We start from the raw sequence: 17,251 nt of genomic DNA, 5'->3' as shown, positions 1-17,251 counted from the left end.
TGTGCGTCGCAGGGTGCTGCTATGGACCGACCCCCGGGAGCGCGTGCGCTGCCCATCCTGGTGACCGGCGCCGCGGGCCGTGTCGGCGCTGTCGGACGTTCGGTCGTCGAGGGCCTCCGGAGACGGGGCCTGCCCGTCCGGGCCGCGGTGCGTCGCGAGGACGACCGCGCGCAGGCGCTGCGGGCGACCGGCGCCGAGGTCGTGGTCGTGGACCTGACGCGGGCGGGCGAGGTCGAGAGCGCCCTGGAGGGCTGCGGGCGGCTGTACTTCGGCATGGGCGTGTCGGCGCAGTACCTGGAGGCGGCGCTGACGACGGCGGTCGCCGCGCGCGTGTACGGTCGACTGGAGGTGCTCGTGAACATGTCGCAGCTGACCGTCTCCGAGATGGACCTCACCCATACCTCCGAGTCGGTCCAGCACCGGCAGCAGTGGCTGGTCGAGCAGGCCCTCGACTGGTCGGGCCTGCCCGTGGTCGAGATCAGGCCCACCGTGTTCATGGAGAACCCGCTCTTCCGCATCGGCTTCTCCTCGATCGCGAAGACGGGCACCATCAGGCTGCCCTTCGGCCAGGCGAAGACCTCCCCGGTGGCGGCCGACGACGTCGCCGCGGTCGTGGAGGAGGTCCTGGCCGACCCCGCTCCGCACATCGGGCGGATCTACGAGCTGACCGGCCCCCGTTCGGAGGGCATCTCCGCCATGGCGGAGGAGGTGTCCGCGTGCCTGGGCCGGCCGGTCGGCTACCGCGACGTCCCCCTGGAGGAGTGGATCGACCACGATCTCAGGCCGCTTGGGCTGCCCGACCATGCCTTCCAACACATCACCACCATGGCCAGGCTCCATGCGGAGAACCGGTACGACCGGAAGGCGGACGGTGTGCAGCGGGTCACCGGACGGCCCCCTGCCGACGTGGCGGACTTCGTCCGGACGCACGCCGACCTGGTCACCGGCCCATGAGCGGCGAACCGGTCGCCGTGGGCGGCCGACGGCCGAGAACCGCGGAGCGCTCATCATGAACCGTCGCGTCGTCCACACCCGTGGCGGACCGCCCGCCGACGTCCTGACCGTCGTCGAGGAGCCCGATCCGACGGCACCCGAGCGCGGCCAGGTCCTCGTCCGCACCACGGCGTTCACGGTGCATCCCGGCGATCTCCAGGCCATCGAGGCCTACCCGGGGACGGCCGCGCAGCCGGTTCCGGCCGGTGTGGAGGCCACCGGCGTGGTGGAGGCCATCGGCCCGGGCACGCGCGTGGCACCGGGTGTCGGGATCGGCGGCCGGGTCACGGTCTTCCTCCATCCGGGGGCGTGGGCCCGGTGGATCGTGGCCGATGCCGAGGTGGTCGTCGCCGTACCGGACGAGCTGTCGGACGAGGTCGCCGCGCAGATGATGGTGAACCCGCTCACCACGGTGATGCTGCGCCGTGAGGCGCAGGAGCATCTGGCCTTTGGATACGACGGCTTCCTGGTGCAGACCGCCGCGGGCTCGTCGGTCGGGCGGCTGGTGACGGGCGTGTGCCGGTTCCACAACCTGCCGCTCGTCAACGTCGTCCGCAGCGACCGCGGCGCCGCCGTGCTGCGCGAGCGGTTCCCGGACGTACCGGTCGTGTCGACGGAGCACCCGGGCTGGGCCGACGAGGTACGCAAGGTGGTTGGCGGCCGCCCGGTGAGTGTGGCCTTCGACCCGATCGGCGGGAAGCTGGCGGGGAGCCTTCTGGATCTGCTGGCACCGGGCGGAAAGCTGGTCGGTTACGGGCAGATCGCCGAGGAGCCGATCTCGGTGCATGCCTCGACCCTGCTGAGCAGGTCGCTGACGCTGCGCGGCAAGAACGTCTTCGGCTGGTGGCTGTCCGAGGCCTCCGCCGAGCGTCGGGCGTCCGACGTCGCCACCGCGAAGCAGATCGCGCTGGGGCTCACGGACCAGTTCGACGTGGCCGCCGTGTACGGCCTCGGCGAGCTGACCGGCGCCGTGGAGCACGCGGTGCGGCCCGGCAAGGTCGGCGCCGTCCTCGTCCGCCCCTGGTAGCCGCCTCGCGCTGTCCCGTGACGACGCCGAGCGCCGCCCGCGCCGTCCTCGGCGTCATCCTGCGACACGGTGACTGGGTGCCGCCGAACCTGAGCCGACCATGATCGTGTACAACCATGGGGCGCACGGGGCACGAGCGCGCCCATCGAGTTCCGAGGCCGGCGGTCTCGGCCGTTCTACGGAGTACGCATGATCACAGTGCTGGGAGCCACCGGTGGACAGGGCGGCGCGGTGGCACAGGCGTTGCTGGCGTCCGGGCAGAGCGTACGGGCCGTGGTACGTGACCCCGCTGCGCCGCGGGCGCGCCGGCTCGCCGAGCAGGGGGTGGAGGTGTTCCCCGGCGACCTGTCCGACGCCGCGTCGCTGACTGCGGCGTTCGAGGGCGCGTCGGCGGCGTACGCGGTGACCACGCCGTTCGAGTCGGGCACGGACGCGGAGGTGCGGCAGGGGCAGGCGATCGTCGAGGCCGCCGGCCGGGCGGGGCTGGCGCATCTGGTGCTGGCCTCGGTGGCCTCCGCGGACCGCTCCACCGGCATTCCCCACTTCGAGAGCAAGGCGCGGATCGAGCAGACGCTGGCGGAGGCGGGCCTGCCGGCGACCGTGGTCGCGCCGACGTACTTCTTCGAGAACGCCCTGGGCGGCCTCGACGAGATCGGCCAGGGCCTGCTGTCGCTCGCGATCCCCGGTGACACTCCGCTCCAGCAGATCGCCCGCCGCGACCTGGGCGCGGTGGTGGCCGCGGTGATCGCCGACCCCGAGCGGTGGATCGGACGGCGGGTGGAGGTCGCGGGCGACGCGCCCACGCCCCGGCAGATGGCCGAGGCGATCGCCGAGGCGGCGGGCGGGCCGGTGGCGTACCGCCATGTGCCGCTGGACCTGGTGCGGCGGGCGAGCGAGGACATGGGGGCCATGTTCACGTTCCTCACCGAGACCGGCTATGCCGTGGACATCGCCGCGCTGCGCGCCGAACTCCCGGACGTCGCCTGGACCTCCTTCGCGGAGTGGGCCGCCGGCCAGCGGTGGCCCAGCCCGCGTCCGCTGGGCTGAGCCGGGTCCGAAGCGCGGCGCTCCCTGGCCCCGCCGCCGCGCTCCCGAACCGGGTTCACGGGAGGCGGAGGCCGTGTCGGTCCGCCCAGGCCGAGACGGCTTCCGCGATCAGTACTGGCTGGTCCTCGGGGGTGTGGTGCCCGGCGACGGCCTCGGAGCGTTCGATCTCCAGGGCGGCGATGTTGGCCGCGCACCAGGCGATGACGTCCTCGTGCATCATGGCCCCCGGCCCGGGCGCGAACGTCAGCAGGAGCTTGGGCACGTCGGGGCTGGCCGCCAGCCACCGGTCGTACGCCTCGATCCTGGCCACGACGTCGGCGGGCTCACCGCCCAGCGGCATCGAGCGCGGCCAGCGCAGGAGCGGCAGCCGGCTCTCCCGGGTGGGGTAGGGCTTGCGGTAGACGTCGTGGTCGCCCTGGCTGAGGGGGGTGGCGACGGTGCCGGGCAGGGCCTGCTCGATGAAGGCGTTCTCGTCGAGGATCATCGCCTCGCCGACGCCGTCGGTCTTGATCGCCCGGAACAGCTCCCGGCCGCCCTCGGGAAACTCCTCCCAGGCCATCGGCTTGACGATGGTCTCGGTGAACGCGATGCCGCGCACCCGGTCCGGATGGCGCGCGGCCCAGTCGAAGGCCAGCGCGCCGCCCCAGTCGTGCCCGACGAGCACCACGTCCTGAAGGTCGAGCGCGTCGAACCAGGCGTCCAGGTAGTGGGCGTGGTCGGCGAAGGTGTAGTCGATATCGGGCTTGCCCGACTCGCCCATGCCGATCAGGTCGGGGGCCAGCAGCCGTCCGGCCCCTACGGCCGGCATGACGTGGCGCCACAGGTAGGAGGAGGTCGGGTTGCCGTGCAGAAAGACGATCGGCACACCGGTGCCGGACTCCTGGTAGTGGATGGTCGAGTCGTGGATGTGCTGAAGCGGCATGGTTGGTTCCTTTATCCGGTCCGTTTAACGGAGGTTGAGGCGTGTCAAGCGGTCGACCGCGATCTCGATGACCACCCGGCCGGGCGGGGCGGGCGGCGGCGTCCCGTAGCGCGCGGTGTAGCGGCGAACGCCCTCGGCCACCCGGTCGGGGGCGTCGTGCACGGTGGCGGAACCTTCGAGCGTCACCCACCGGAACCCCACCGCCTGGCAGAGCGCCGCGCGCCCGCCCGGCCCGGCGGTGAGGTTCCTGGCCTTGCGCGTCGTGTCGACGGTCAGGACGCGGGCGAGGCTCGCCCGCGCGTCCCAGGTGAAGCGCACCGCGACCACGTGGGGCGAGCCGTCGGGGCGCAAGGTGGTCAGGGTCGCGATGTGCGACTCGGCGAGGAAGTCCTCGGCCGACACTGTCGTCGGCATCCTCACCGGAAGGCCGCGACGTTGCGTTCGGCCCAGGCCGCGAAGGTGCCCGGCGCCCGGCCCAGGATGCGTTCGGCGTCGGGGCTCACCAGCCGCTCGTCCTCGGTCGGCTCGCCCAGGATGGCCAGGGTGCCCTCGACCACGGGCAGCGGCATGAACCGCGCCATCTGCTCATGGGCCTCCTCGCGGGTCTGTTCGGTGAAGCGCACCGGCTCGCCCAGCGCGGCCGCGATCGCCGCGGCCCGCTCGCGCGGGGTGGTGGGGGCGGGGCCGGTGAGGGTGTAGGTGGCGCCCTGGTGGGGGGCCTGGTCGCGCAGGACGGCGGCGGCGACCGCGGCCACGTCGTCGGGGTCGATGAAGGGCAGGCCCACATCGCCGAACGGCGCCGCGGCCTCCCGTCGGGTGCGGATCGACTCGGCCCAGGCGAAGGCGTTGCCGTCCATTCCGCCCGAGCGCAGCACCGTCCAGTCCAGCCCCGACTCCCGTACGGCCGCCTCGAACTGGCGCGGGTGCCCGTACGCCTCGGGGCGGGTCCCCGCGCCCTGGGAGGACAGCAGCACCACCCGGCGGATCCCGGCGGCCTTCGCCACGCCCAGGATGCCCTGCGGGTCCTGGCCTGCCACCAGCAGGAACAGCGCCTCCGCTCCCTCGAACGCGTCCCGCAGACCGGCCGGTTCGGCCAGGTCGGCGGCCACCGCCCGTACCTCCGGGGCCGCGTCGGCGTCGGTGATGTGCCGGGACACGGCCGTCACCGGCAGCTGGGCCTCGGTGAGCGTCCGCACCAGCGCCCGCCCGACGTTTCCGGTCGCACCGGTCACCACGATCATGTTGTTCTCCCTGTTCCAGAGGTTGGCCGTCGAGTTAGTTAGTTGACTGACTAACCCGTCGCGGACGACGCTAGCACAGTTCGACCACCGGTTGTCTATAGTTAGTCGGGTGACTGACTCAGCGGATGCGCCACCTCGTCGGCAGAAGGCCGTCGGCAAGCGGCAGCGACTGACGGCCGCAGCGGCCCGAGTCCTGCACGAGCAGGGGCTGGAGCGCACGACCATCGCCGATATCGCCCGCGCCGCCGATGTCCCCGCGGGCAATGTGTACTACTACTTCAAAACCAAGGACGAGCTGGTCGAGGCCGCCCTCGCCGAGCATGTCTCCCATCTGAAGGCCCTCACCGACCAGCTCGACCAGCTCCCCGACCCGCGCGAGCGTCTCAAGGGGCTGGTGGCCGCGTGGGTCGGGCAGCGCGACACCGCGGCCCGCTACGGCTGCCCCACCGGCACCCTCGCCAGCGAGATCGGCAAACGCGCCGAGGGCGGCCTCGACCTGGTGGCGGGCCATGTCATCCGGCAGCTGCTGGACTGGGCGGAGCGGCAGTACCGCGAGCTGGGCATGGCCGACCCCGAGGGCCTGGCGCTCACGCTCGTGAGCGCCTACCAGGGCATGTCCCTGCTCGCCAACACCCTGCGCGACCCGGAGATCATGACCCGCGAGGGGGACCGCCTCACCCGCTGGCTCGACTCCCTGAGCTGAGCCGGCTCACCGGGTCCACAGGTGCAGGGCGTCCCCGGCCTCGGAGCGGGTGAGCCAGGTGCCGTCGCCCAGCGCCGTGGGCCAGCCGGATATGGGGAACGGGTAGTCGATCTGCCCGGTCACACCCATCCGCGCCGCGTCCAGCAGCCAGTGGCGCTCGGCGCCGAACTCCTCGTCGCTCCCGGCCGTGGCCGCGATGACGGTGTCCTCGTCGAGGAAGCCGGCGTAGTAGTCCCAGTACGGCTCGTCCTCGTCGCTGTCCGCGGGCGTCTCGGGGTGGCGGGGCACGGCGGTCGCGGCGTCCGCCTCGGCGAGGACCGAACCGTCGGCGGCGCGGTGCACGGCGAGCGTCTCCTGGTAGTGCGTGACCGTCAGAAAGCGGTCGCCGGACGGGCTGACCGCCAGCAGCACCCAGTCGTCGCCGCCCAGCCGGTCCACGGTGAGCGTCCGGCCGTCCCAGCGGCCCCACAGCAGCGGCACCCCGTCCTGGCCCTCGCCGACGCTCAGGCCCATCTGCCCGGGGTCGGGGTGGGGCACATGGTCCGATCCGGCGGCCGCGGTCTGTGCGTCCACCCGGGCCAGCACCTTGCCGTCCGCGGCGTCGAGCACCAGCCATTCGTCGAGCGCGGCCGGATCGGGGTCGGCGTCCGAAGCGAGCGGGCCGCGGATATGGGCCCAGACCAGCTTGCCGTCGGCCGCGACGGCCGCCGAGCCGCTGTCGGCATACAGATGACCGTGGGACTCGGGGTATTCGTCGAACGACGCGTGCAGCTCGCGGCAGCTCCCGTCCCAGCAGCCGTGCCGGACCTCCCACCGCACCGCCCCCGCCGTGTCCACGGCGCGCAGCGCGTGCACCCCGGCGAAGACGGCGAGGTCCAGGCGAGGGGAGACGGTGACGGTGCCGAAGCGGCGCGGCCAGGGCGCCGGGAAGCGGACCTTCGCGGCCTCGCCCCCGGCGGCGTACTCATCGAGGTCGTACGCCACCACCTCGGCATCGCCACGCTGCACGACCAGCCGGGCCTCCGGCCCGACCTGCGGGGCCGGGGCGTCCGCCGCGGCCAGGTCCAGGGGCGCGGCGAGCGTGGTGACGAGACGGGCGGCGAAGGTCATGGCCCCTCCGGTGTGGACGGCGTTGTGAGAACCGTAGGGCCAGGGTCCGACAATGGCCCCCGGCCAGGTGTGATGCCCGTCGCTGCCGGGCGCCGGACCCTGGACTCCGGCGCGCTGGTGTGTCACTGGTGTCCCATGGACCTCAAAATCACCGCGACCTCCCCCGAGCACCCGGCCGCCCTCCTGGACCTGCCGTGGAGCATCCCACTGGAGCAGTGGCCGGACGAGCATCTGGTCGCGCTGCCACGCGGTATCTCGCGCCATGTGGTGCGGTTCGCGCGGGCGGGCGGGGAGGTGGTGGCGGTCAAGGAGGTCGGCGAGTGGGCGGCCGTGCGGGAGTACGGGCTGCTGCGGGACCTGGACCGGCTGGCCGTGCCCGCCGTGGACGCGGTCGCGGTGGTGACGGGGCGGACCGATGAAGGTGGGGAGCCGCTGGAGCCCGCGCTGATCACCCGGCATCTGGTGGGCTCGCTGCCGTACCGGTCGATGTTCGAGACGACGATGCGGCCCGGCACCATCAAGCGGCTGCTGGACGCGCTCGCCGTGTTGCTGGTGCGGCTGCATCTGAGCGGCTTCGCCTGGGGCGACTGCTCGCTGTCCAACACCCTGTTCCGGCGGGACGCGGGCGCGTACGCCGCGTATCTGGTGGACGCGGAGACCGGGCAGCTCCATCCGCGGCTGTCGGGCGGGCAGCGCAGCTATGACCTGGAGGTCGCGCGGGTGAACATAGCGGGCGAGCTGATGGACCTGGAGGCGGGCGGGTCGCTGCACCCCTCGGTGGATCCGGTGCTCTTCGGCCGCGCCATCGTCGAGCGGTACGACGAGCTGTGGCACGAGCTGACCCGTGAGTCGGTCTATCCGCTGACCAAGCGGCACTACATCGACCGGCGGGTGCGGCGGCTGAACGATCTCGGTTTCGATGTCGCGGAAATGCAGATCCAGAGCTCGCCGGACGGGGATACGGTCACTTTTCTGCCGAAAGTCGTGGACGCCGGACATCATCAGCGGCAATTGCTGCGGCTGACCGGTCTCGACGCGGAGGAGAATCAGGCCCGTAGCCTTCTCAACGACCTGGAGACCTGGATGGTCTCGCAGGACGACTACGCTCCGGGCGATCCGCTCGGCGCGCGCCCGGAGGTTCTCGCGCACCGCTGGGTCCGCGACGTCTTCCGGCCCACCGTGCGGGCCGTGCCCCTGGAGCTGCGAGGTTCCACCGATACCGCGCAGATCTACCACGAACTGCTCGAACACCGCTGGCTGCTGTGCGAGGAGACGGGCCGGGACGTGGGGCTCGAGGCGGCGGTCGAGGACTATGTGCGGACGGTGCTCGGTCCCCGGCAGGCGGAATTCGGAAAATAATCCACGGATCATTTCCACTGGAATTTAGATCAGTAATCGCGTGAACTGCGGTTTTCCGGGAATCCGGACCCGCGGCGTGCATCAATGGCGCGTGTTTGATAGAAATCCTTCTCGCTGCCGCTTCACATTGCCGGTCCACATTTTCGTGCGACCCGTGCGACCACCCCTGCGAGAAGGAGAACCGGGATGTCCCAGCCGCCCCCGCCGCCCGGATACGGCTATCCGCCGCCGGGCCCCCCGGGACCGCCGGCCCCACCGCAGATGCCGCAGCAGCCGCTCATGCAGCAGCCACAGATGCCGCACATGCCGCAGCAAGGGCCCCTGCCCGGCCCGCCGCCCGGCGGTGGCCGGGCGAGCCGTCGGCGTCAGCAGTCGAAGTCGCCCGTCGGGGTCATCGTCGGCGCCGTGGTGGCGATCGCGCTGGTCGCCGGCGGCGTCTGGCTCGCCGTGGGCAGCGACTCGGGCGACGACGGCGGGGGCGGGAAGGGCGGCGACTCGGCGTCCGGGACCGTCGACGCACGGCTGCTGAACAAGATCCCGATGCCGAAGGTCGACGAGTTGGTCAACACCCCCGGCATGTGGGTGACCGACAAGAACTGGGTCAAGTCGGACGTCAACAAGATCGTCGGCTATCCGCTCGCCGGAGGCACCGCCGCGTGGGAGATCCCGCTCAAGGGCGAGCTCTGCTGGGCATCGCCGCAGGTCACCGAGTCGGGCCTGACCGCGGTCCTGTTCCAGGACGACTCGGAGGACAACCCGGTCTGCACCCAGGTCGGCCTCGTGGATCTGAAGAAGGGCAAGCTGCTCTGGACGAAGCAGGGCAAGGAGACCGGCGAATGGGCCTCCGACAGCCCGATCATGTTCGATGAGGTGTCCATAGGCGGCGACACCGTCGCGGCGGGCGGCATCAGCGGCGGCGCGGCCTGGTCGATCGACGGCAAGCCGCTGTGGATGCCGAACGATGACGAGGACTGCTCGGACAACGGCTATGTCGGCGAGGGGCCGAAGCTGATCGCGGTGCGCGAGTGCGAGGTGTCGGGGAGCCCGCAGCTCGAGGTCCAGACGGTGGACCCGAAGACGCGGGCGGTGAAGTCCTCGTACAAGGTCACCACGGGCATCAAGTACGTCCATGTGGTGTCCACGGACCCGCTGGTCCTCGGGGTCAACGCGGGCGGCTCGTCGGGGTCGGGGGTCTCCGACTTCCTGGCGGTCGACGACAGCGGCAAAGAGGGCAAGCTGCTGAGCAAGTTCGGCATGGAGGGCGGCAAGTACGAGGCCGACTGCGAGGCGACCGACGTCGGCGGCTGCGCGGAGATCGTCGTCAACAAGTCGGCCAACACGCTCTACCTGGGCACGGACTACCGTGCGGGCGCCGAGTCGGGCCCGTCCAACGAAATCGTCGCCATCGACCTGAAGACCGGCAAGGTGGCTGCCAAGGCCGACGGCGCCGAGGGCGGCCCGCTGGTGCCGGTCAGTCTCGACAAGGACGGCTCCCTCATCGCCTACCAGGAGGCCACGCTCAGCCAGGGCAGCGCGGTCTGGCGCGTCGACACCAAGTCGTACGAGAAGAAGAAGCTGATGCAGAACCCGGAGGAGACCGCGTTCATCGAGAGCGTGTCGCTGCACCATCAGGTCATCTACGCCGGCGGGCGGCTCTACATCGGGAACGACAGCGCATCGAAACCCTCGACGGACTCCGGCGAGAAGTCACCACTGGCCCTGGTGCTCGGGGCGAAGTAGCCCCGGGCCATCAGCATGCGGCTCCGCCGCGCGGCTTGGGCTCCGCCCCCGGACGGGGGTCTGGGGCGGGGCCCGGCGCGGCGGAGCCGTGTAGGTTCACCCGGTCGCGTCCTGAGCGCCCGCGGGCAGGCCGAAGGTCAGGCCCTTCAGCCGCCCCTGCTCGTACGCCTCGGCGATCGCCCGCCGCCGCAGCTTGCCGCTGCTGGTGCGCTCCAGCTGGCCGGGGCGTACGTAGTGCACGTCCGAGGCCCGCACCGTCACCCCGACCCTTCGCACCAGATGGTCGACGATCTTCGCCCGGCTGCCCTCGATGTCCTCGCGCGCCGGGCGGTCCACCTCGGTCAGGACGACGATGTCCGGGCCGATCTGTAGTACTGCGGTGCGGCCGTCGCGTACGAACTCCAGCTGCTCCAGCGCCTGCTCGAAGTCCGCGGCGAAGTAGCTCTGGCCGCCCACCTTGATCCGGTCGCTGATCCGGCCGGTGACGAACAGCTCGCCGTCGTCGAGGAATCCGATGTCGCCGGTGGCGTAGTAGCCGTCGTCCCCCGTCAGCGGGGCCTGTTTGTCGAGGTAGGAGTCGGCCAGGCTGCCGCCGGTCAGTTCGATCTCGCCGAGTTGGCCGTCCTCGCACACCCGGCCCTGTTCATCGCGCAGCCGCACCCTGTACTCCGGCATCGGCCGGCCCACCGAGATGGCCGGCACCCCCGCGGGGGTGGAGACGACCCGGATCTCGCTGCTCACCGGGCGGCTGGAGACCAGCAGCACGGCCTCCGCCATGCCGTAGCAGGGCATGAACACATCGCGCCGCAACCCCGCCCGGGCCATCAGGTCCAGGAAGGCGTCGAGGTTGGGCAGGTTGATGGGTTCGCTGCCGAGGTAGATCGACCGCACCCGGGACAGGTCGATCTCGGCGAGCTCCTCGGCGTCGAGGTCCTGCATCAGCTTGAGCGAGTAGTCGACCGCGAAGTTCGGGATCACCGTGCCCGCGGCGCCCTCCCGGGCCATGTGCTCCCACCAGCCACAGGCGTCGAACAGGAAGGTGATCGGCTCGGCGAGCAGCAGATCGCACCCCACGGCGAGGCAGGACAGCAGGCCGCCGACCAGGCCCATGTCGTGGTAGAGCGGCAGCCAGCTGCTGACCCGCTCCTCGGGCTTCCGGCCATCCGTGCGGGTGATCATGTCCAGGTTGGCGCGGAGCATGTCCTGCCGGACCGGGATCCCCTTGGGGAAGGACGTCGATCCGGACGAGAACTGGACGAACGCCGGCTCGTCGGCGGCGGGGGTGCGCAGCCGGGCGCCCGCCTTGCGGATCCCGGCCGGCGGCAGCGGCAGGCCGGGGACGGGCAGGTCCAGCGTCGCCAGGGTCGGGACCTCCAGCACGCGGGCCGCCTCGTAGTCCCGCGCGACCCGGCCCAGGAAGTCCAGATAGGAGTCCCTGGGCGTGTCCAGGACCAGCGGCTTGACCGACAGCGGGACGGCGCCGAGCTCCATGAGGCCCAGGAAGGCGAAGATCACCGCGCTGGAGGTCTCGAAGGGGAACAGCACCCGCGTCCCCGGCTCGATCCCCTGGTCGCGGAAGTGGTCGGCGTACGCGGCGACCTGCTCGGGAAAGTCCCGGTAACTGATGAACTCGGGCGGGTCGCTGAACTTGTCGTACAGGTACAGGCCCCGTTCGGGCGGGTACTCCTGGTTGCGCTGAATGTGCTCGAGCACCGCGCCTCTCCTACTCCTTGGTCGTGTCGTCGGTGGCGTCGCCGGGTGACGTGATCCCGCGCATCCAGGCCACCAGCCGGGGCAGCACCTGCTCCTGGGCGCGGGCGCCGCGGAGCACATCGACATGGCCGGGGTCCCAGCTGAGCCCGGTCTCCCGCCCGAAGACGGTGAACTCGGCGCCGCCGCCCAGGTGGTCGGCGAGCTTCCGGGCCCGGGCGGGGGACGCGTGGAAGGAGTCGCCCGCGCCGATCCCGACCAGCACCGGCAGCGTCACCTGGCCGAGGGCCTGCCAGTAGTCCGTCGCTCCGTCGGCGCTGCGGAAGGCGCCGGAGGGGGCCCAGGCGGCGAACTGCCGCATCAGCCCGGGCGGTTCGTCGAAGCGTCCCTGTTTCAGCGCCCGCGCGGGGAACCGCCCGACCAGCCGGGAGATCACCGAGGAGAGGGTCAGCTGGGCCCGTTTGGACAGTCCGCCGTCGCTGTAGTCGTTGACCGCGGAGGAGACGGTGGCCACTCCGGCGAGCCGTTTCTGTAGATCGGGGTCGACACCGAGCGCGGCCAGGGCCGCATAGCCGACCATGCTGTGGGCCAGGACGAACAGCGGCCCGTCGTGGGTGGCCGACACCGCCCGGACCAGATCCGGCACGTCGTGGCGCACATAGGTGTCGAAGTTCCAGTCGTAGGCGCGCCGCTCGGGCCAGCGGCTGGGGCCGTGACCGCGCAGCGAGGCCACATACGCGGTGAAGCCCTCGTCCAGAAACGCCTTCGCGGGCCCCTCCCCCGATCTGCCGAGGAAGAAGCCGCCGTCCGAGAACAGGCCCGGCAGGAACAGCACGCCGGGCGTTCCCCCGTCGCCGGCCCCCGGTCGCACCTGCCTGAGGTGCAGTTCATGGCCGTCGGAGGTCGGCACCCAGCGTTCGGTCTCCGCCGGCTCACGGGCCGGATCAGCTGCCGTGCTCATCGCGCTCTCCATTCCTGCCGGTTCAGTTCGAGACGGCGGAGGCCGCGAGAAAGTCCTGCATCGAGACCAGGCACCGCTGGGCGGCGTCCAGGAAGGCCACGGTGATCAGGGCGTCCACCGCGGGGCGGGCCACCTCCGGGAGGTGGATGCGCTGCCGGAACCGCGCCCGGAAGGTGAGGTCGTCCTCGTCGAACTCCTCCGCGGACGGCGACTCGAGGGAGGTACACACCTCGATCCGGCCGCGCGGGATCTCCGCCAGGTAGTCGATCTCGGTGCGGGCCACCACCGCGATCATGCGATCGCCGTGCACCAGGCCCTGGCGGCCGAGCCAGTCCCACCGCCCGGCCTCCAGGTATTCGAGCGCGACCGCGTTGTTCACATGCCCCAGCGCATCGAGGTCATTGGGGCGCACCGGCAGGGTCAGCCGGGATTCGCCGAAAAACACGTCGTACCGCCCGATTGGTCGTATCGAAGAAACGTGTCAGTGCCGAGGTCCCGCCGGTCACCATGACCACGGCGGAGACAAGGCCGCCGCTGTGCGAAAGCGAGACGCTCACCCGCAGCCGGTGCCGGGCCAGATGGCCCGCCAGCGCTCCATGGGTCTGGAACCGCGGTGCGCCATGGTGGTCGTGGACCAGCTCGGCATCGGTCCAGAACCAGGTTTCAGCGGCCGCCGGAATTGCTTTGAAAAGAGCTTCTTTGGCCGCGAACGCCCCCGCCATGCTCTCCAGAGGAGAGACCTTCGATGCGAAGTGGCGCAGTTCTCCGCGGGTGAAGAAGACATCGGGTTCGCGGAGCGAGGAAGCGACCTCCAGTTCACTGACCAGCTGGAGGTCGTGCCCCAGACCGATCAGCTCCCGACGAGATCCATCCACGTGTCCTCGACCTCTTCACGGGAATGGACCTCGATCCCGGTGATCTTCTTCAGAGCGCCGCAGATCAGCTGCTCCTTCTTCTCCAGCGCCTCGGGGCGGAAGTCGTTGTCGCCCACCTCGAGCTGGTCCCACCAGTTCACATGCGAACCGCGCTGTTCCAGCTGGGTCCGGGCGCTCCCCTGTAGCTCACCGTCCTCGCGGAGGAAGAGGTGGGCCACCGCGAACGCGTCCTTGGCCGGGTATTCGCCGCTGTCCACCAGCGCCTTGGCGAAGGAGACGAAGTAGTTGCGGTGCTGAATCTCGTCGGCGGCGACCTGCTTGAAGATACGGCGCAGCCCCGGGTCCTCGATGACGTGCTGGCACTGGCCGTAGTTGACCGCGGCCGTGATCTCCGAGATGGCGAGCAGCACCAGGGTGCGGAGCATGTCGTCGTCGGGGAAGACCTGGCGGAACTGGATGAAGGTCTCGTCCGAGATCGGCTCCATCCCGCTGAGGTCGGCCAGCCGGTTGAAGACCGTCTCGTGGTGGGCTTCCTCTTCGTTCCAGTAGCGGCTCCAGGTGCCGCACGCCTCCATGATCGAGGCGATCGTGGGGTTCTTGTCCTGCCAGCGCCGGACCTCGGCCTCCGACTGGCGCTCGAGGCGGTCCGCCCCGGGCTTGGTGGTCAGCTCGGCCCGGCCCGCGTTCCAGACCAGGTTGCGGTCGAGCGGGGTGAGGCTGTCCAGGTCGACGGCCGCCAGCAGCTCCACGACGCTCCACCGCCGGGACTCGTGCAGCCGCTGCTGCTCCCAGGTGACGTCGACGAGGGACATGCCGCGCTTGGTCAGCGCGGCATAGAGGTCGGTGATGAGGGCGGGCGGCCCGTCGGAGGCGGCCGGCCGGCGGATGACCGGGGAGGAGGCGCGGCCGGTGTCGGCAATACTCATACGGCAGCCTCCTTTTGCTCACGTTCGAATTCCTCGAGGAAGGTCTTCAGCACCGTCGTAATCGGGGTGTCGAGAGGAAGGGCGGGGAGGCGCACCCGTACCCCGTAGTCCTTGCGCAATCCGTTTGCGGTGCGTGCGAACGCTTCCATGAGATCGATGCTGTTGGTCATTCGCGGGCTACTGGCGATGACGTCGGCCAATGTCGCCTCGGCCGTGAATAACTGCTCCTCCGTGAGGCCTGCGTTCTCGGCAAATTTCTGCCGGATGTAAGGCTCTACTTCAGGTGTGACCATGGATCAGAAGCGTAGTGGTTGGCGACTTACAGCGACCAAGCGGTCGAAGAAGGAGGCAAGTTGATGCCAAACCGAACCGAACAGGCCGAAGGCATCTCCGAAATACCGGATGTACTGGGGCAGCGAAATCTCGGCAATTCGCGTCAATCCCCCGGCAACCCGCGGAATCCGGCGCTGCATCCCTCAACCGACCCTGAAAATAAGATCATTGACCAACCGTCAAGATCGCTGTAACACTTGCTCGCCGTGTCCACCACGGGGGGTGACGGCTCAGTTGGCTGGTCCACAGGGGCGCGAGGCCGGAAGCTTCGCGCGGCTGCTGCGTGAACGTGCGGCGAGCTCGCCAGACGCCCTCGCCTACCGGTTTATCAAGGCCGACGAGTCGGCCACCGAGATCACCTACGCCGAGCTCGACACCCGGGCACGGGCCGTCGCGGCCGGGCTGGCGGCCGCCACCGGCGGGCGGACCGACCCCGCGCTGCTGCTCTTCGCGCCCGGCCTGGACTACCTCGCGGGGCTGTTCGGCTGCTTCTACGCCGGGGTCCCCGCGGTGCCCGCCTTCCCGCCCGACCCGGCCCGGCTGGCGCGTACGATGCCGCGGCTCGCCGCCATCGTCGAGGACACCGGCTCGGACACCGTCCTGACCACCTCGGACCTCGCCCCGGTGCTGGCCGAGTGGCTCACCACGGCGCTCGCCGGCCGCACCCCCCGGCTGATCGCGACCGACCTGGCAGCCCCGGCAGACCCGGCCGACGTGGGTTCCCTGCCGGAGATCCGGCCGGACCGGCTGGCCCTGCTCCAGTACACCTCGGGGTCCACGTCGCTGCCGCGCGGCGTCATGCTCAGCCATGCCCAACTGATCGACAACTCCGCGCAGATCGCCCGCGGGTTCGGGCTGCACCCGGGCAGCTCGGGAGGCGTCTGGCTGCCCCCGTACCACGACATGGGGCTGATCGGCGGCATCCTCACCCCGCTGTCCGCGGGCATTCCGGCCACCCTTATGTCACCGGTGACGTTTCTGCGCCGCCCGCTGTCCTGGCTGCGCATGGTCTCCCGCTACGGCGTGACGGTCACCGGCGGCCCGAACTTCGCCTACGACCTGTGCGTACGGCGCGCGAAGGACGCGGACCTGGAGGGGCTCGACCTGTCCGGCGTCGAGCTCCTCTTCACCGGCGCCGAGCCGGTCCGCGCCGACACCATGACCCGCTTCGCCGAGCGTTTCGCGCCGTGCGGCTTCAGAGCCGAGTCGTTCTATCCGTGCTACGGACTCGCCGAGGCGACTCTGTTCGTGACCGGCGGCAAACCACTGGGCGGCTGGCGCTCGGTGTCGGTCGCCCGCGACGCGCTCGAGGCGCACGGCACGGCCCGCCCGGCCGGGCCTTCGGAGCGGTCGGGATCACTGGTGGGCTGCGGCTCCCCCGGCCCCGGGACCCGGCTGCTGATCGCCGACCCGGCCACCCGCGAACCGCTGGGCGAGGGCGCGGTGGGCGAGATCTGGATCGACTCGCCGAGCGTCGCCGACGGCTACTGGCGGCGCCCCCAGGACACCGACGCCACCTTCGGCGCCACGACCACCACCGGCGACGGCCCGTATCTGCGCACCGGCGACCTCGGGTTCCTCCAGGACGGCGAGCTGTTCCCGGCGGGGCGGCTGAAGGACCTGATCGTCGTCAACGGGCGCAACTACCACCCCGTCGACATCGAGCGGGTCTGCGAGACCGAGGTCGCCGCGATCCGCCGCAACTGCGGCGCCGCCTTCGCGGTCGAGGACGACGAGGGCGCGGCCGAGCGGCTGGTGCTGGTTTACGAGGCCGACCCCGCAGAAGAGGCGCAGTACGCGGTGGCCATCGAAGGGATCCGGCGGGCGGTCTCGATGGAGCTGAGCGTCCCGCCGTACACCGTGGTCCTGGTGCGGCCGCGGACCATCCCCAAGACATCGAGCGGCAAGGTGCAGCGCTGGCTGGCACGCCGCCGATTCCTCGCCGGCGAACTCGACGAGCTCGCCCGCTGGCAGGCTCCCGCCCGGCCCGCGCGAGCGATCTGACCACATCCACCAGGTCCACGAAGGGGAACCGACGTGATCGTCAAAGTGCGGGGCGTCCTGCTCCGGTTCACCGGCTACGAGAACGAGATCGAGGTCGGCGGCGCCACCGTGCGCGACGGGCTGACCGCGCTGACCGATCGCTACCCCGATCTGGCCGAGGTGCTGATGGACCGCGAGGGAAGCGTGCGCGCCACGCATCTGATCGCCCTCAACGGCGAGAAGCTCACCTTGGCCGAGCTGGACCGGGAGGCCACCGAGGACGACCGGGTGGACATCGTCACCGCGATCTCCGGAGGCTAG

At 71.0% G+C, this 17,251-nt stretch carries 18 protein-coding genes; 8 read left to right on the top strand and 10 right to left on the bottom strand.

The genetic code is table 11. The features are described 5' to 3' along the window. Window positions 1–21 precede the first annotated feature (21 nt). The 3 genes from ABTY62_RS08025 (at window position 22) to ABTY62_RS08015 (ending at window position 3,067) form a co-directional block, all read left to right on the top strand. Window positions 22–954, top strand: a complete 933-nt coding sequence (locus tag ABTY62_RS08025; RefSeq protein ID WP_352128545.1) for an NmrA family NAD(P)-binding protein — start codon at window positions 22–24, stop codon at window positions 952–954. Window positions 955–1,009: 55 nt separating this feature from the next. Beyond that, on the top strand, window positions 1,010–2,020 hold the full coding sequence (locus tag ABTY62_RS08020) for a zinc-binding dehydrogenase (protein ID WP_352128544.1): 1,011 nt from the start codon (window positions 1,010–1,012) through the stop codon (window positions 2,018–2,020). Between the two features lie 189 nt (window positions 2,021–2,209). Then, window positions 2,210–3,067 carry an NmrA/HSCARG family protein gene (locus ABTY62_RS08015; protein WP_352128543.1) on the top strand — a complete coding sequence of 286 codons (858 nt, stop codon included), beginning with the start codon at window positions 2,210–2,212 and terminating at the stop codon, window positions 3,065–3,067. Between the two features lie 55 nt (window positions 3,068–3,122). Here ABTY62_RS08015 and ABTY62_RS08010 read toward each other — a convergent pair whose 3' ends face one another. From ABTY62_RS08010 to ABTY62_RS08000, 3 genes are read right to left on the bottom strand one after another with little or no spacing between them, the layout of a single operon-like run. Then, window positions 3,123–3,989 (bottom strand): haloalkane dehalogenase, encoded by an 867-nt coding sequence (locus ABTY62_RS08010; protein WP_352128542.1) that lies wholly within the window; start codon window positions 3,987–3,989, stop codon window positions 3,123–3,125. A gap of 24 nt (window positions 3,990–4,013) precedes the next feature. Further along, complete coding sequence (locus ABTY62_RS08005) at window positions 4,014–4,403, bottom strand: pyridoxamine 5'-phosphate oxidase family protein (RefSeq protein ID WP_352128541.1); 390 nt, start codon at window positions 4,401–4,403, stop codon at window positions 4,014–4,016. A gap of 2 nt (window positions 4,404–4,405) precedes the next feature. Then, window positions 4,406–5,230, bottom strand: a complete 825-nt coding sequence (locus ABTY62_RS08000) for an SDR family oxidoreductase (RefSeq protein ID WP_352128540.1) — start codon at window positions 5,228–5,230, stop codon at window positions 4,406–4,408. Window positions 5,231–5,339: 109 nt separating this feature from the next. Between ABTY62_RS08000 and ABTY62_RS07995 the strand changes: the two genes are divergently transcribed. Continuing rightward, complete coding sequence (locus ABTY62_RS07995) at window positions 5,340–5,933, top strand: TetR/AcrR family transcriptional regulator (RefSeq protein WP_352128539.1); 594 nt, start codon at window positions 5,340–5,342, stop codon at window positions 5,931–5,933. 6 nt (window positions 5,934–5,939) lie between these two features. On the opposite strand, the gene ABTY62_RS07990 is transcribed toward ABTY62_RS07995, so the two are convergent. After that, entirely contained in the window at window positions 5,940–7,043 is a 1,104-nt protein-coding gene (locus tag ABTY62_RS07990; RefSeq protein WP_352128538.1) for a hypothetical protein, read from the bottom strand. A gap of 135 nt (window positions 7,044–7,178) precedes the next feature. Between ABTY62_RS07990 and ABTY62_RS07985 the strand changes: the two genes are divergently transcribed. Then, complete coding sequence (locus ABTY62_RS07985; RefSeq protein WP_352128537.1) at window positions 7,179–8,402, top strand: DUF4032 domain-containing protein; 1,224 nt, start codon at window positions 7,179–7,181, stop codon at window positions 8,400–8,402. A 186-nt stretch (window positions 8,403–8,588) separates the two neighbouring features. Next, window positions 8,589–10,142 carry a hypothetical protein gene (locus ABTY62_RS07980; RefSeq protein ID WP_352128536.1) on the top strand — a complete coding sequence of 518 codons (1,554 nt, stop codon included), beginning with the start codon at window positions 8,589–8,591 and terminating at the stop codon, window positions 10,140–10,142. A 96-nt stretch (window positions 10,143–10,238) separates the two neighbouring features. Here the strand turns inward: ABTY62_RS07980 and ABTY62_RS07975 are convergent, their stop codons facing one another. The 6 genes from ABTY62_RS07975 to ABTY62_RS07950 are packed head-to-tail and all read right to left on the bottom strand — an operon-like array spanning window position 10,239 to window position 14,907. Continuing rightward, window positions 10,239–11,855: an AMP-binding protein gene (locus ABTY62_RS07975; RefSeq protein ID WP_352128535.1), complete on the bottom strand. Its 1,617-nt coding sequence runs from the start codon at window positions 11,853–11,855 to the stop codon at window positions 10,239–10,241. A gap of 10 nt (window positions 11,856–11,865) precedes the next feature. Continuing rightward, entirely contained in the window at window positions 11,866–12,813 is a 948-nt protein-coding gene (locus ABTY62_RS07970; RefSeq protein WP_352128534.1) for an alpha/beta fold hydrolase, read from the bottom strand. A gap of 22 nt (window positions 12,814–12,835) precedes the next feature. Further along, entirely contained in the window at window positions 12,836–13,192 is a 357-nt protein-coding gene (locus ABTY62_RS07965; protein WP_352128532.1) for an acyl-CoA thioesterase, read from the bottom strand. 19 nt (window positions 13,193–13,211) lie between these two features. Then, window positions 13,212–13,688 (bottom strand): holo-ACP synthase, encoded by a 477-nt coding sequence (locus ABTY62_RS07960; RefSeq protein WP_352128531.1) that lies wholly within the window; start codon window positions 13,686–13,688, stop codon window positions 13,212–13,214. Next, window positions 13,664–14,614 (bottom strand): acyl-ACP desaturase, encoded by a 951-nt coding sequence (locus ABTY62_RS07955; RefSeq protein ID WP_352128530.1) that lies wholly within the window; start codon window positions 14,612–14,614, stop codon window positions 13,664–13,666. The genes ABTY62_RS07960 and ABTY62_RS07955 overlap by 25 nt, the downstream gene beginning before the upstream one ends. Continuing rightward, complete coding sequence (locus tag ABTY62_RS07950) at window positions 14,611–14,907, bottom strand: hypothetical protein (RefSeq protein WP_352128529.1); 297 nt, start codon at window positions 14,905–14,907, stop codon at window positions 14,611–14,613. The genes ABTY62_RS07955 and ABTY62_RS07950 overlap by 4 nt, the downstream gene beginning before the upstream one ends. Window positions 14,908–15,181: 274 nt before the next feature. On the opposite strand from ABTY62_RS07950, the gene ABTY62_RS07945 reads away from it, so the two are divergent. Beyond that, window positions 15,182–16,951: a fatty acyl-AMP ligase gene (locus ABTY62_RS07945; protein ID WP_352128528.1), complete on the top strand. Its 1,770-nt coding sequence runs from the start codon at window positions 15,182–15,184 to the stop codon at window positions 16,949–16,951. Between the two features lie 33 nt (window positions 16,952–16,984). Continuing rightward, window positions 16,985–17,251 carry a MoaD/ThiS family protein gene (locus tag ABTY62_RS07940; protein WP_352128526.1) on the top strand — a complete coding sequence of 89 codons (267 nt, stop codon included), beginning with the start codon at window positions 16,985–16,987 and terminating at the stop codon, window positions 17,249–17,251.

This window comes from Streptomyces sp. NPDC097640, assembly GCF_040302705.1.
GTDB lineage: Bacteria > Actinomycetota > Actinomycetes > Streptomycetales > Streptomycetaceae > Streptomyces.
Note: the sequence above shows the minus strand (reverse complement) of the source record. Positions and strands in the feature narration are given on the sequence as shown.